The organism is Streptomyces sp. NBC_00667 (genome assembly GCF_036226825.1).
Taxonomy (GTDB): Bacteria; Actinomycetota; Actinomycetes; order Streptomycetales; family Streptomycetaceae; genus Streptomyces.
Window position 1 is genome coordinate 2,754,318 of sequence record NZ_CP109022.1, and the last position, 13,968, is coordinate 2,768,285.

The 13,968-nt window shown below is 71.0% G+C and carries 9 protein-coding genes; 5 read left to right on the plus strand and 4 right to left on the minus strand.

Going from position 1 to position 13,968, the window contains the following annotated elements:
- The first annotated feature begins 49 nt into the window (after positions 1-49).
- Both OHA81_RS12915 and OHA81_RS12920 read left to right on the plus strand, forming a co-directional pair.
- Positions 50-949 (plus strand): ABC transporter permease, encoded by a 900-nt coding sequence (locus OHA81_RS12915; protein WP_329195661.1) that lies wholly within the window; start codon positions 50-52, stop codon positions 947-949.
- The gene (locus OHA81_RS12920; RefSeq protein WP_329195663.1) at positions 942-1,718 is read left to right on the plus strand and encodes an ABC transporter ATP-binding protein; all 777 of its coding nucleotides are present in this window, start codon (positions 942-944) and stop codon (positions 1,716-1,718) included. The genes OHA81_RS12915 and OHA81_RS12920 overlap by 8 nt, the downstream gene beginning before the upstream one ends.
- A 108-nt stretch (positions 1,719-1,826) precedes the next feature.
- Here the strand turns inward: OHA81_RS12920 and OHA81_RS12925 are convergent, their stop codons facing one another.
- From OHA81_RS12925 to OHA81_RS12935, 3 genes are all read right to left on the minus strand, one after another.
- A complete protein-coding gene (locus tag OHA81_RS12925; RefSeq protein WP_329195664.1) occupies positions 1,827-6,794 on the minus strand; it encodes an NAD-glutamate dehydrogenase in 4,968 nt (1,655 codons plus the stop codon).
- Between the two features lie 380 nt (positions 6,795-7,174).
- The gene (locus tag OHA81_RS12930) at positions 7,175-7,849 is read right to left on the minus strand and encodes an HAD family hydrolase (protein ID WP_329195665.1); all 675 of its coding nucleotides are present in this window, start codon (positions 7,847-7,849) and stop codon (positions 7,175-7,177) included.
- Positions 7,846-8,346 carry a DUF6912 family protein gene (locus OHA81_RS12935; RefSeq protein WP_329195667.1) on the minus strand — a complete coding sequence of 167 codons (501 nt, stop codon included), beginning with the start codon at positions 8,344-8,346 and terminating at the stop codon, positions 7,846-7,848. Before OHA81_RS12935 ends, OHA81_RS12930 begins: the two co-directional genes overlap by 4 nt.
- Positions 8,347-8,674: 328 nt before the next feature.
- On the opposite strand from OHA81_RS12935, the gene OHA81_RS12940 reads away from it, so the two are divergent.
- Entirely contained in the window at positions 8,675-9,067 is a 393-nt protein-coding gene (locus tag OHA81_RS12940; RefSeq protein ID WP_329195669.1) for an Rv3235 family protein, read from the plus strand.
- Positions 9,068-9,182: 115 nt separating this feature from the next.
- Here the strand turns inward: OHA81_RS12940 and secA are convergent, their stop codons facing one another.
- The gene (secA, locus tag OHA81_RS12945) at positions 9,183-11,972 is read right to left on the minus strand and encodes a preprotein translocase subunit SecA (protein ID WP_329195671.1); all 2,790 of its coding nucleotides are present in this window, start codon (positions 11,970-11,972) and stop codon (positions 9,183-9,185) included.
- Positions 11,973-12,198: 226 nt separating this feature from the next.
- Here secA and OHA81_RS12950 point away from each other — a divergent pair, with 226 nt between their 5' ends.
- The gene (locus tag OHA81_RS12950; RefSeq protein WP_329195672.1) at positions 12,199-12,780 is read left to right on the plus strand and encodes a GNAT family N-acetyltransferase; all 582 of its coding nucleotides are present in this window, start codon (positions 12,199-12,201) and stop codon (positions 12,778-12,780) included.
- 9 nt (positions 12,781-12,789) lie between these two features.
- The gene (locus tag OHA81_RS12955; protein ID WP_329195674.1) at positions 12,790-13,968 is read left to right on the plus strand and encodes a winged helix-turn-helix domain-containing protein; all 1,179 of its coding nucleotides are present in this window, start codon (positions 12,790-12,792) and stop codon (positions 13,966-13,968) included.

The window sequence follows — 13,968 nt, forward strand, 5'->3', positions numbered from 1 at the left end:
CCGGCGAGTCCCCGTCGAAAGCGACCCAGTGACCGTGACCGTGCCCCCCGTGACCGCACCGCCGCCCGCGACGGCGCAGGCCGTGACGCCCGAAGCGCTGGCCGCCGCCCACGGCCTGACCCTCAGCGGCGCCCGCCCCTCCCTCCCCCGCTACGTCGCGCAGCTGTGGGAGCGCCGCCACTTCGTGACGGCGTACGCCACCGCCCGCATGCAGGCCACGTACAGCGCGGCCCGCCTCGGCCAGGTCTGGCACCTGGCCACCCCGCTGCTCAACGCGGCCGTCTACTACTTCATCTTCGGCGTGATCATGAACGCCGGGAACCGCGTCGCGGACTACATCCCGTTCCTGATCACCGGCGTGTTCGTGTGGGACTTCATCGGGAGCTCCATCAACGCGGGCACCCGCGCCGTCCACAGCAACCTCGGTCTGGTGCGCGCCCTGCACTTCCCCCGCGCGGCCCTGCCCCTGTCGACCGTCATCCAGCTCTTCCAGCAGCTGCTGGTCACCATGGGCGCCCTGGTCATCCTGCTGCTCGCCTTCGGCCAGATGCCGGCCCCCTCCTGGCTCCTGGTGGTGCCGGTGCTGCTGCTGGCCGCCGTCTTCTGCGCGGGCTGTGCCATGGCCATGGCACGCATCGGCAGCAAGAACCCGGACGTCAGCCAGCTGATGCCGTTCATCCTGCGCACCTGGATGTACTCGTCCGGCGTGATGTGGTCCATCGAGTCGACGCTCAAGTCGGACCACCTGCCGCACTGGGTGACCACGGCCCTCCAGCTCAACCCGGCGGCCGTCTACATCGACCTGATGCGCTTCGCACTGATCGACAGCTTCGCGGCGCATTCGCTTCCGCCCCACGTCTGGCTGACCGCCGTCGGCTGGGCCCTGATCGCCGGCATCGGCGGCTTCGTCTTCTTCTGGAAGGCAGAGGAGGAGTACGGCCGTGGCTGACACCGCCATCCGCGTCCCCACCGTCATCGCGGACGACGTCCACGTCGTCTACAAGGTGTACGGCACCGGCACCCGCAAGGGCGGCGCGACCGCCGCCCTGAGCCGGATCATCTCCCGCAAGCCCGCCCCCGGCGTCCGCGAGGTGCACGCCGTCAAGGGCGTCAGCTTCACCGCGTACAAGGGCGAGGCGATCGGCCTCATCGGCTCCAACGGCTCGGGCAAGTCCACCCTGCTCAAGGCGATCGCCGGACTCCAGCCGGTGGCCCGCGGCCGCGTCTACTCACAAGGCCAGCCGTCCCTCCTCGGGGTGAACGCCGCCCTGATGAACGACCTGACCGGCGAACGCAACGTCGTGCTCGGCGGCCTCGCGATGGGCATGACCAAGCAGCAGATCCACGAGCGCTACCAGGACATCGTCGACTTCTCCGGGATCAACGAGAAGGGCGACTTCATCTCCCTGCCCATGCGCACCTACTCCTCCGGCATGGGCGCACGGCTGCGCTTCTCCATCGCCGCGGCCAAGGACCACGACGTCCTGATGATCGACGAGGCGCTGGCCACCGGTGACGCCGCCTTCCAGCGCCGCAGCCAGGACCGCATCGAGGAGCTGCGCGAGAGCGCCGGCACCGTCTTCCTCGTCAGCCACGGCATCGGCACGGTCCGCGAGACCTGCGACCGGGCGATCTGGCTGGAGTCGGGCGTCCTGCGCATGGACGGCCCCGCCGACGAGGTCTGCGACGCGTACGAGGCGTTCAGCCGGGCCGGCTGAGAACGCCCGCACCGCGCGCCACGCGACGCGCACCACCGCGCACCGCACCGCGCACCACGAAGCGAGCGGCCCCGGGACAGGAGTCCCGGGGCCGCTCGTTCACCACCGTCAGCCGTGCGAGCGCAGCAGCGAACGCATCGTCCGCATCGCGACGGACAGGTTCGCCAGGTCGAAGTCGTCCGACCCGCGGATCTCGTCCAGGGTCGTCCGCGCCCGGCCGATGATCGCCGCGTTGCGCTCCTCCCACGCCTTGAAGCGTTCCTCGGGAGTGGCCTCGCCGTCGCCGGCCGCCAGTACGTCGGCGGTCAGCGCCGAGTGCGCCGCGAACAGGTCCTCGCGGATGGAGGCGCGGGCCATGGACTGCCAGCGGTCGGCCCGCGGCAGCTCGATGATCCGGTCCATCAGCTGGGTGATGTCCAGACGGTCGGCGAGGTCGTAGTAGACCTCGGCGACGTCCAGCGGGTCGACGCCCGTGCGGTCGGCGATCGCGACGATGTCGAGCGTCGGGAAGGCGGACGAGAAGCCGGCCACCTTGGCCGCCAGCTCCTGCGGCACGCCCTCACCGGTCAGCTCGTCCATGATCGACTGGTACCAGTCCAGGTCGGCGCCGCGCACCAGCTTGGGCAGTTCCGCCCAGACCTGGGTCACCCGGTCGCGGAACAGCTCGATGGTCCCGGTGATCTCCAGCGGCTGCGGCCGGTTGTTGAGCAGCCAGCGGGTGCCGCGCTCGACCAGACGCCGCGAGTGCAGCCGCACCCGGGTCTGGACACTGGCCGCGACCTTGTTGTCCAGCGCCTCGACCGCGTCCCAGACCTCGGCCATGCCGAAGATCTCGCGGGCCGCGAGCTGCGCCCGGACGATCTCCTCCGTGGCGGCCCCGGTCTCCTCGCGCAGGCGGTGCAGGAACGTCGAACCGCCGGTGTTGACGGTGTCGTTGACCAGGAGGGTGGTGATGATCTCCCGGCGCAGCGCGTGCGCGTCGATCTGCTCGCCGAACTTCTCGCGCAGCGGGGCCGGGAAGTAGGCGTGCAGCAGGCGGCGCAGGTACGGGTCGTCCGGCAGCACCGTGTGGATCAGCTCGTCCGCCACCGTGATCTTGGTGTAGGCGAACAGGACGGCCAGCTCCGGCTGGGTCAGGCCCTTGCCGTTGTTCAGCAGCTCGCGGATCTGCCGGTCGTTGGGCAGGAACTCCAGCGCGCGGTCCAGCAGTCCCTCGCGGCCCAGGCGGCGCATGAAGCGCTGCTGGGCGTGGAGCAGGCTGGGGGCCTGGGCGACGGCGTTGGCCAGGGCCACGTTCTGCGCGTAGTTGTTGCGCAGCACCAGACCGCCGACCTCGTCGGTCATCTCGGCGAGCAGCGCGTTGCGCTGCTTGACGGTCATGTCGCCGTCCGCGACGACCGAGTTGAGCAGGATCTTGATGTTCACCTCGTGGTCGGAGGTGTCCACGCCGGCGCTGTTGTCGATGGCGTCGGTGTTGACCTTGCCGCCTTCGCCGCCGGCCCCGACGCGGGCGAACTCGATGCGGCCGAGCTGGGTCAGGCCCAGGTTGCCGCCCTCGCCGATGACCTTGGCGCGCACGTCGGCGCCGTTGACGCGGATGGCGTCGTTGGCCTTGTCGCCGACGTCGGCGTGCGTCTCGGCCGTCGCCTTGACGTACGTACCGATGCCGCCGTTCCACAGCAGGTCCACGGGGGCCTGCAGGATCGCCTTCATCAGGTCGGCCGGGGTCATCTTGGTGACGCCGGCCTCGATCCCGAGGGCCTCGCGGACGTGCGCGTTGACCGGGATGGACTTCGCCGAACGCGGGTGGACGCCGCCGCCCGCCGAGAGCAGCGCGGTGTCGTAGTCCGCCCACGAGGAACGCGGCAGGTCGAACAGGCGCCGGCGCTCGGCGTACGAGGTCGCCGCGTCCGGGGTCGGGTCGAGGAAGATGTGCCGGTGGTCGAAGGCGGCGACCAGGCGGATGTGCTCGGAGAGCAGCATGCCGTTGCCGAAGACGTCACCCGACATGTCACCGACGCCGACGACCGTGAAGTCCTCGCTCTGGGTGTCGTGGCCCAGTTCGCGGAAGTGCCGCTTCACCGACTCCCAGGCGCCGCGGGCGGTGATGCCCATGCCCTTGTGGTCGTAGCCGGCGCTGCCGCCCGACGCGAACGCGTCGCCCAGCCAGAAACCGTAGGCCTGCGCGACCCCGTTGGCGATGTCGGAGAAGGTCGCGGTGCCCTTGTCGGCGGCGACGACGAGGTACGTGTCGTCCTCGTCGTGGCGGACCACGCCCTTGGGCGGCACGACCTCACCGGCGACCATGTTGTCGGTGATGTCGAGCAGCGCCGAGATGAAGATCTTGTAGGAGGCGATGCCCTCGGCGAGCCACGCGTCCCGGTCCACCGACGGGTCCGGCAGGTTCTTCGCGACGAAGCCGCCCTTCGCGCCGACCGGCACGATCACGGTGTTCTTGACCATCTGCGCCTTGACCAGGCCGAGGACCTCCGTACGGAAGTCCTCACGCCGGTCGGACCAGCGCAGGCCGCCTCGGGCGACCTTGCCGAAGCGCAGGTGGACGCCCTCGACGCGCGGGGAGTACACCCAGATCTCGAAGGCCGGGCGCGGCGCCGGCAGGTCCGGGATGGCCTGCGGGTCGAACTTCATCGACACGTACGCGTGCGGCTCGCCCGCGTCGTTCGACTGGAAGAAGTTGGTGCGCAGCGTCGCCTTGATGAGGGTCAGGAAGGAGCGCAGGATGCGGTCCTCGTCCAGCGAGGCGACCTGGTCCAGGGCTCCGTCCAGCTCCTCCAGCATCGCGTCGACGAGCTCGGTGCCGGCGGTCTGCCGGGCCGGGGACATCCGCGCCTCGAAGAGCGAGACCAGCAGCCGGGTGGTGTGGACGTTGTTGCGGAGGGTGTCCTCCATGTAGTCCTGGCTGAACGTGGAGCCGGCCTGGCGCAGGTACTTGGCGTACGCGCGCAGCACCACGGCCTGCCGCCAGGTGAGCCCGGCGCTCAGTACCAGGGAGTTGAAGTTGTCGTTCTCCGCCTGGCCCTGCCAGACCGCCGCGAAGGCGTCCTGGAAACGCTCGCGGGCGTCGTCACCGAGGTGGGTTTCGCCGTTGCCCGACGGGACGGGCAGCCGCAGACCGAAGTCGTAGATCCAGGCCTGGGTGCGGTCGCTGCACCGCAGCTCGTACGGGCGCTCGTCGGTGACCTCGACGCCCAGGCGCTGGAGCACCGGGAGCACGGCGGACAGGGAGACCTGCTCGCCGTGGCGGTAGATCTTGAAGCGGCGCTCGCCGGGGCCGGCGCCGACCGGTTCGTACAGGGAGAGGTCGAACTCCCGGCCGCTCTCGGACAGCCGCTCCAGGCGGACCAGGTCGGCCACGGCGGAGCGCGGCGAGTGGTCGGCCTTGTAGCCCTCGGGGAAGGAGTTCCCGTAGCGGCGCAGCAGTTCCGCCGCGCGCTCCTCGCCGGTCTCCGCGATCAGCGCCTCACCGAAGGCGTCCGCCCAGGAGCGGGCGGCCTCCACCAGGCGGGCCTCGATGCGCTCGACGTCGGCGTCGGTCAGTGCGGGCAGCTCCGTGCCCTGCGGGACGCGGACGACGAAGTGGATGCGGGAGAGGATCGACTCGGTGTTCCAGGCGGTGAAGTCGACGCTGGTGCCGTTCAGCTCCTCCTGGAGGATCGCGATCAGGCGCAGCCGGACCCCGGTGGTGTACCGGTCGCGCGGCAGGTACACCAGCGCCGAGTAGTAGCGCCCGTACTCGTCCTGGCGCAGGTACAGCCGCAGCCGGCGGCGTTCTTGCAGGTACAGGACCGAGGTGACGATCTCGCGGAGCTTGTCGACCGGGGTCTGGAACAGCTCGTCGCGCGGGTAGGTCTCCAGGATCTGGAGCAGGTCGCGGCCGTCGTGGCTGTTGGGCGAGAACCCGGCGCCTTCGAGGACCTCGGCGACCCTGCGGCGGATCACCGGAACGCGGCGCACCGACTCCGTGTACGCGGCGGAGGAGAACAGGCCGAGGAAGCGGCGCTCGCCGACGACGTTGCCGTCGGCGTCGAACTTCTTGACGCCCACGTAGTCGAGGTACGAGGGACGGTGCACGGTGGCGCGGCTGTTGGCCTTGGTCAGCACCAGCAGCCGGTGCTCGCGGGCCTTGGCGCGCGCGTCGGCCGGCAGCCGGTTGAAGGAGGGCGAGACGGGGTGCGCGTCCTCCTGGCCGTGGTGGACCGGGTCGGAGCGCAGGATGCCGAGACCGGTGCCCGGCACGGCGGCCAGCGCGTCGTCGTCGACCAGGTTGTACTCGCGGTAGCCCAGGAAGGTGAAGTGGTCGTCGGCGAGCCAGCGCAGCAGCTCACGGGCCTCTTCGAGCTCGTACTCGCGCAGGTCGGGCGCGGTCGGCTCGCTGGGCAGCTCGTCGGCGATGCGCAGCGCCGCGTCGCGCATCTTCTCCCAGTCCTCGACGGCCTCGCGCACGTCGGACAGGACGCGCTGGAGGTCGCCGGTGATCTGCTTGAGGTCGGCGCGGTCGGTCTCGCGGTCGATCTCGACGTGGATCCAGGACTCGACGAGGGAGTCGTGGGGGCGCGCGGTCTTGGGGCCGTGGGCGTCGCAGTCCGGGCCGAGGATCTCGATGAGCTTGCCGGTCAGGTCACGGCGGACGACGACCTGCGGGTGGATCACGACGTGGATGCCGCGGCCCTGGCGCGAGAGCTCGTTGGTGACGCTGTCCACGAGGAACGGCATGTCGTCGGTGACGACCTCCACGACCGAGTGGCTGGAGGTCCAGCCGTTCTCCTCGACCGTGGGGGTGTGCACGCGCACCATCGCCTTGCCCTGCGGGCGCTGCTCGGCCAGCCGGTAGTGGGAGAGCGCGGCCCCGAACACGTCGACCGGATCCCGGTCCAGCAGGTCCTCGGGGGCGGTGTGCAGGTAGTACCGCTGGAGGTAGGCGAGCGTCGTGCCCGGATCGGGCCGCTCCCCTTGGTCGGACCCAGTCGGAAGTAGCCCCCCGGCCGGGCTGTTCTCAGCTACCCGTGCCGCCCGCGCGAGCAGCTCGGCCTTTGCTTCGTCCAGCTTGGTCTGCATGTCCTCTGGCTCCTGTCGCGCGCCATTGCGTGACGTAGGTGAAGGAAGGGATGACATAGCGCCGCGAGGCGGGGTGTCCGTTCGGGATCGACGCTATGCCGTCGAGAGAGGCCACCGGGAGGGAATCGGCCATGATCGGCGGCACGTCCCGGAAGCGGGGACCAGCGAAAGCCCGGGCACGGTCGTGCGCCGGGCGCGTGCCGGGGGTATCAGGACCCCCGATGGTTATCGCGCTGATCACGGGTACCAGGCTATCCCCCCTGACCCCCGACTCGTCACGAGCGGCTTCTGTACAAATCAGGGGGTGCATTTTTGCCGCTCTGGACAGCGACGGGAGGCGGCGTTCGTGCAGAGCGCCGAACGCGGCCCGGAGCAAGGTGTTATCCGGCCAGTTCCCGGGCCGTGGCCACGGCCTCCGCGAGGGTGTCCACGACGGGGACACCGGCCGATTCCAGACTGCGGCGGCTGTGCGAACCGCCCGTGTACAGCACCGCCTGCGCCCCCACGTGGGCGGCGGCGAGCGCGTCGTCCACGGCGTCACCGATCAGCACCGTACGGGCGGCGGTCACACCTGCCGGCTCCAGCGCGGCCAGATGGCGTACGAGGTGACCCGCCTTGGTGGTGTGCGAGGGCCCGGTACGCCCGTCGACGCGCAGGAAGTGCCGCTCTATGCCGAGGGTGCGTACCAGCGGCACCAGCTTCTCGTGGGGCGCGAGCGACAGCAGGGACTGGGTGGCACCCGCCCCCTCCCACTCCTGGAGCAGCTCCATCGCGCCCGCGGCGAGCCCGACGGCGTCCGCCGCGGACCAGTAGTGCCGGTGGAAGGTCTCGTCCATGACGAGCCACTCGGCTTCCGTGGGCATACGGCCCATCAGCCGCTCGTAGAACTTCGTGACCGGGACGACGTACAGCTCGCGGTACGTCTCCAGGGTGATCGGCGCGAAGCCGAACTCGGCGAACGAGGCGTTGGTGGCGGTCAGGACGGCGTCCACGTCGTGCAGCAGGGTGCCGTTCCAGTCCCACACGAGGTGCGGGTGCGCGTTCGGCCGGCTCACGGGAGCAGCCCCGGGATCTCCTGGACGCCGAACCACAGCAGTTCGTGGTCCTCGGCGCCGTCCACGGTGAAGCGGGCGTCGTCGTCCCCCCGGTCGGCGGCCTCCACGGCCCCGGCGGCCGCCTCGACGTCGGCCAGCGCGTCATCGGCGTCGACGTGTACGGCGGCGGCGACGGTCAGCCGTACCGGGTCGGCCAGGCTGACCTGCCCGAGGGTGGCCTCGTCCAGGCCGGGAACGGCGGAGGCGGCCTTGTCGTCGACGTCGACCGCCACGACGACGCGCTTGCGCGGGGCGGCCGGGTCGGCGGCGAGCAGCCGCAGCGAGGCCTCGGCGGCCCGGCTGAGGGCGGCGTACTCCAGCTCCTCGATGTCGTCGGAGACGTACCATTCGCGCAGCCCGGGCGTGACGGCGTACGCACGCAGCGGCGCCGGGCCCAGCTCGCCGGCCTTGTACACCTCGGCGAGCCCGGAGAGGGTCAGGGGGACGTACACGCGCATGGCCGGCCGCTTTCGTTAGTCGGAAAACCCCCTCAGGATACGGCGGGCGCCGCCCTGCGCGTCCGACCGGGGGACGACTCCTGTACCCCTTCGGGCGCGATCGCCCGCCGGGGCCGCGTCCACCCGGCGCCACGGCCCGGGAACCCGGCGGCCGGGCCGCCGCCGGAGGCGCCCCGAGAGGCGCCCCTGATAGGTGAACCGGCCGCCGTTCCGGGTCCGGTGTCCACCCCGTTGCGCAGCGTGACGATCGGCTACCAGAGTCTGCCCGTACCTAGTGACCGCCCGGCATCCGCGAGGACCGGGCCCGGCCTTCTCGGGGACGACCGCCATGACCAGGACCAGGACCACCACCCGCCCGCCGGGCCGCCGCGACCCGCAGGCCCCCGGCGCCCGCCGCCGTCCGCGCGGCCCGCACGACTGGTTCGCGGAACGCCTGCTGGCGGTCCTCAGCGGCCGCCGCCCGGTCCACTCGCTCCTGGGCCTCACGGTCGGCCCCGCGTACGAGCAACTGGTCACCCTGGCCCCGGCGGGCCCCCTCCGCGACCGCCTCACCCCGGTGCTGCGCCACTGCGGCCGCTTCTACCCGGGCCCGGGCGTCATCGAAGCCTTCGCCCGCATCGCCACGGGCGACCGCGTCTGCGCCATGGCCTTCCGCCTGGAACAGGGCCCGGACCTCCGCTGGCGCTGCGCCGCGATCGAAATCCACGACCCCCGCTTCTGACGGGCAGATCCAGCCGGCCGAAGTCCAGCCCCGCAACGGCGCCGCACCGCAAACGCCGCCGGGGCCGGACACCCGTACAACGGTGTCCGGCCCCGGCGGCGAGCCGACAGCGGAATTACTTCTTGCGACGCCGTCCGCCGGACGCCTTCTGCGCCCGCCTCCGCTCGGCCCGCGTCATCCCGACCCCCGCCTCGTCACCCTCCGCATCGGCGTCGGCGTCGAAGTCGCCCTCGACCACCCCGCCCTCCCCGTCCACCGTGGGCGCCGAGAAGTGCAGCCGGTCCGGCCGCTGCGGGGCGTCCAGTCCCTTCGCCCGGATCTCCGGCTTCGCCGGCGCCGGCACGGTGTCCTGTACCGGAAGCTCCTCGACGTGCTGCTCCACCTGAACCTCCAGGTTGAACAGGTAGCCGACGGACTCCTCCTTGATGCCCTCCTGCATGGCGTTGAACATGTCGAAGCCCTCGCGCTGGTACTCGACCAGCGGGTCCTTCTGGGCCATCGCCCGCAGGCCGATGCCCTCCTGCAGGTAGTCCATCTCGTACAGGTGCTCACGCCACTTGCGGTCCAGCACCGACAGCACCACGCGCCGCTCCAGCTCGCGCATGATGTCCGAGCCGAGCGCCTTCTCGCGCTCCGCGTACTGCTCGTGGATGTCGTCCTTGACGGACTCCGCGATGAACTCGGCCGTGATGCCCGCCCGGTCCCCCGCGGCCTCCTCCAGCTCCTCCACGGTGACCTTCACCGGGTACAGCTGCCGGAAGGCGCTCCACAACCGGTCCAGGTCCCACTCCTCCGCGAAGCCCTCCACCGTCTCCGCCGCGATGTACGCGTCGATGGTGTCGTCCATCATGTGGCGGACCTGCTCCTGGAGGTCCTCGCCCTCCAGGACGCGCCGGCGCTCGCGGTAGATGACCTCGCGCTGGTTGTTGAGGACCTCGTCGTACTTGAGGACGTTCTTGCGCGTCTCGAAGTTCTGGGTCTCGACCTGCGACTGGGCCGACGCGATCGCGCGCGTCACCATCTTGTTCTCGATCGGGACGTCGTCCGGCACGTTCGCCATCGCCATGACCCGCTCGACCATCTGCGCCTTGAACAGGCGCATGAGGTCGTCGCCCAGCGAGAGGTAGAACCGGGACTCGCCCGGGTCGCCCTGGCGGCCGGAGCGGCCGCGCAGCTGGTTGTCGATGCGGCGCGACTCGTGCCGCTCGGTGCCCAGCACGTACAGCCCGCCGAGCTCCTTGACCTCCTCGAACTCCGCCTTCACCGCCGCCTCGGCCCGCTGGAGCGCCTCGGGAAGGGCGTGCGCCCACTCCTCGATGTGCTCCTCCGGGTCCAGGCCGCGCTGGCGCAGCTCCGCCTCGGCGAGGTCGTCGGGGTTGCCGCCGAGCTTGATGTCGGTACCGCGGCCGGCCATGTTCGTGGCGACCGTGACCGCGCCGCGGCGGCCGGCCTGGGCGACGATCGAGGCCTCGCGCTCGTGCTGCTTCGCGTTCAGCACCTCGTGCGGGATGCCGCGCTTGGAGAGCTGGCGGGAGAGGTACTCGGACTTCTCGACCGACGTCGTGCCGACGAGGATCGGCTGGCCCTTCTCGTGCTTCTCCGCGATGTCGTCGACGACGGCGGCGAACTTCGCGACCTCGGTCCGGTAGATCAGGTCGGGCTGGTCCTTGCGGACCATCGCGCGGTTGGTCGGGATCGGGACGACACCGAGCTTGTAGATCTGGTGGAACTCGGCGGCCTCGGTCATGGCCGTACCGGTCATACCGGACAGCTTGGTGTAGAGGCGGAAGAAGTTCTGCAGGGTGATCGTGGCGAGCGTCTGGTTCTCGTCCTTGATGTCCACCCCTTCCTTCGCCTCGATCGCCTGGTGCATGCCCTCGTTGTAGCGGCGGCCGGCGAGGATGCGGCCGGTGTGCTCGTCGACGATCATGACTTCGCCGTCGATGACGACGTAGTCCTTGTCGATCTTGAACAGTTCCTTCGCCTTGATGGCGTTGTTCAGGTAGCCGACGAGCGGGGTGTTCACCGACTCGTAGAGGTTGTCGATGCCGAGCCAGTCCTCGACCTTCGCCACGCCCGCCTCGTGGATGGCGACGGTGCGCTTCTTCTCGTCGACCTCGTAGTCGCCGGTCTCCTCGATGCCCTTGAGCGGGTTGCCCGGCTCGCCCTTGGTCAGGCGGGTGACGAGCTTGGCGAAGTCGGCGTACCACTTCGTCGCCTGGTCGGCCGGGCCGGAGATGATCAGCGGCGTACGGGCCTCGTCGACCAGGATGGAGTCGACCTCGTCGACCACGGCGAAGTTGTGGCCGCGCTGCACCAGCTCGTCCTTCGACCACGCCATGTTGTCGCGCAGGTAGTCGAAGCCGAACTCGTTGTTCGTGCCGTACGTGATGTCGGCGTTGTACTGCTCGCGGCGCTGGGCCGGCGACATGTTCGCCAGGATGCAGCCGACTTCGAGGCCGAGGAACTTGTGCACCCGGCCCATCAGCTCGGAGTCGCGCTCGGCGAGGTAGTCGTTCACCGTGATCAGGTGGACGCCCTTGCCGGACAGCGCGTTCAGGTACGCCGGGAGCGTGCCGACGAGGGTCTTGCCCTCACCGGTCTTCATCTCGGCGACGTAACCGAGGTGCAGCGCCGCGCCGCCCATGATCTGGACGTCGTAGTGCCGCTGGCCGAGGACGCGCTTGGCCGCCTCGCGAACGGTCGCGAAGGCCTCGGGCAGCAGGTCGTCCAGGCTCTCGCCGTCCTGGTAGCGCTGCTTGTACTCGTCCGTGAGCGCCCGCAACTCGGCGTCGGAGAGGTTGACGAAGTCCTCTTCGATGGAGTTGACCTGGTCCGCGATGCGGTGCAGTTTGCGCAGGATCTTGCCTTCGCCTGCACGCATGAGCTTGTTGAAGACGGACACCGAGGTTTGTCTCCTTGCCGGTCGGGCCTGGCACTGGTTCGTACACGGGCACGGAGGGTGGGCCCCACCGCAACGGCCATCGTAAGCGAGGACGCGGTCACGTCGGGAGGTCCGCACTATCCGCAGGGCGCGGGCGCCCGGAATGAGAACGTACGGGGGGCACGGAAGGTGCCGGTGTGGGCGAAAACTGTTCGCCCACGGCGTGCCGCCGCAGCAGAATCCGTTCATGGAGCCCACCACCTTGACCACGGAGCGCCTCGATCTGCGGCCCTTCACCCCCGCCGACGAGGACGAGGTGTACGCCGCCGCGCAGGATGCGGACATCCAGCGCTGGACCCTCGTGCCCTCCCCGTACGCGCGCGAACACGCCCGCAGCTTCGTCCGCGAGATGGTCCCGGACGGCTGGCGCGACGACACGGCGTACACCTTCGCCGTCCGCCTCGGCGCCCGGGGCCCGCTGGTCGCGGCCGTCGGCGTCCACGTACGGGGGCCGGGCGGGTACGAGGTCGGCTACTGGACCGCCAAGGAGCACCGCGGCCGCGGCTACATGGCCGAGGCCCTGCTCGCCGTCGCCCGCTGGACCTTCACCGAGGTCGGCGCCGCCCGGCTCGAATGGCGCGCCGAGGCCGGCAACTCCGGCTCGCGGGCCGTCGCGGAGAAGGTGGGCTTCCGCTTCGAGGGGCTCCTGCGGGCCGGCCTCCTACGGGCCGGCACCGCCCGGGACTGCTGGGTCGGCGCCCTGCTCCCCTCGGACCTCGGCCTGCCCTCCGCCCTCCCGTACCTGCCCGTTGTCAGTGCCCCGTCCTAAGCTGCGGCCATGACGACCGCGCCGCCGCCGACCGTGTCCCTGTCCGCCGACGAGGCGCGCCGGATAGCCCTGCGCGCGCAGGGTTTCCTCGGGGCGCCCGACCGCCGGGGCGGCGTCCGCGGGGTCCTGCGCCACCTGGGCGCCGTACAACTGGACACGATCTCCGTGCTGGCCCGCTCGCACGAGCTGGTCCCCTACGCGCGCCTGGGCGCCGTGGGCCGCGACACCGTGGAGAAGGCCTACTGGTCCGACCGCCACGCCTTCGAGTACTGGTCCCACGCGGCCTGCGTCCTGCCCATCGAGGAGTGGCCGCACTTCGCGTTCCGCCGCCGCGCCCGCCGGGCGCGCGGCCACCGGTGGCACGTCCTCCAGGACAAGGAGCGCTCGACCCGGGCCGTCCTGGACCGCCTCAGGGCCGACGGCCCGCTGACCTCGACCGAGCTGGGCGGCGCCAAGAACGGCGGGGAGTGGTTCGAGTGGTCCGAAACCAAGATCGCGGTGGAGTGGCTGCTGGACACCGGTGAGGTGGTCTGCTCCGAGCGGCGCGGCTGGAAGCGGGTCTACGACCTGCCCGAGCGGGCCGTCCCCGACGCGCTGCTCCACGACGACCTGGACGACCGCGAGTGCCTGCGCCGGCTCGTCGCGCTCGCCGGACAGAGCCTGGGCGTCGGCACCCGCGCCGACATCGCGGACTACCACCGCCTCAAGGGCGACCAGGTCGACACGGTGATCGCCGACTCGGGGCTGGTGCCCGTGGCGGTCGAGGGCTGGGGAAGGGCCGCGTGGGCAGATCCGGCGGCGCTGGCCACGGTCCCGCGCGGCCGCCACCGCACGACGCTGCTGTCGCCGTTCGACTCCCTGGTGTGGGACCGGGCGCGGACGGAGCGGATCTTCGGCTTCACGCACCGACTGGAGGCGTACGTCCCCAAGTCACGGCGGATACACGGTTACTTCGCGATGCCGCTGCTGGCCGCCGGCAGGCTCCAGGGCCGGGTCGATCCGGCCCGCGAGGGTGCCACGCTGGTGGCCCGGCAGCTCTCCCTGACCAGCCCCAAAGCCGCCCGGCCGATGGCCGAGGCCCTGCTGGAGGCGGCGTCCTGGGTGGGCTGCGACTCCGTGCGCGTGGAGCGGGCCGGCACCCCGGCGGAGGCCGCGGCGGTCACGGCTGAACTGGCCGCGCTGGGCTGA

Bases quoted from the DNA above. Each gene is read 5' to 3' on its own strand.
- OHA81_RS12955 (WP_329195674.1), top strand. From the start codon at position 12,790: ATGACGACCGCGCCGCCGCCGACCGTGTCCCTGTCCGCCGACGAGGCG.
- OHA81_RS12935 (WP_329195667.1), bottom strand. From the start codon at position 8,346: ATGCGCGTGTACGTCCCCCTGACCCTCTCCGGGCTCGCCGAGGTGTAC.
- OHA81_RS12940 (WP_329195669.1), top strand. From the start codon at position 8,675: ATGACCAGGACCAGGACCACCACCCGCCCGCCGGGCCGCCGCGACCCG.
- OHA81_RS12950 (WP_329195672.1), top strand. From the start codon at position 12,199: ATGGAGCCCACCACCTTGACCACGGAGCGCCTCGATCTGCGGCCCTTC.
- OHA81_RS12925 (WP_329195664.1), bottom strand. From the start codon at position 6,794: ATGCAGACCAAGCTGGACGAAGCAAAGGCCGAGCTGCTCGCGCGGGCG.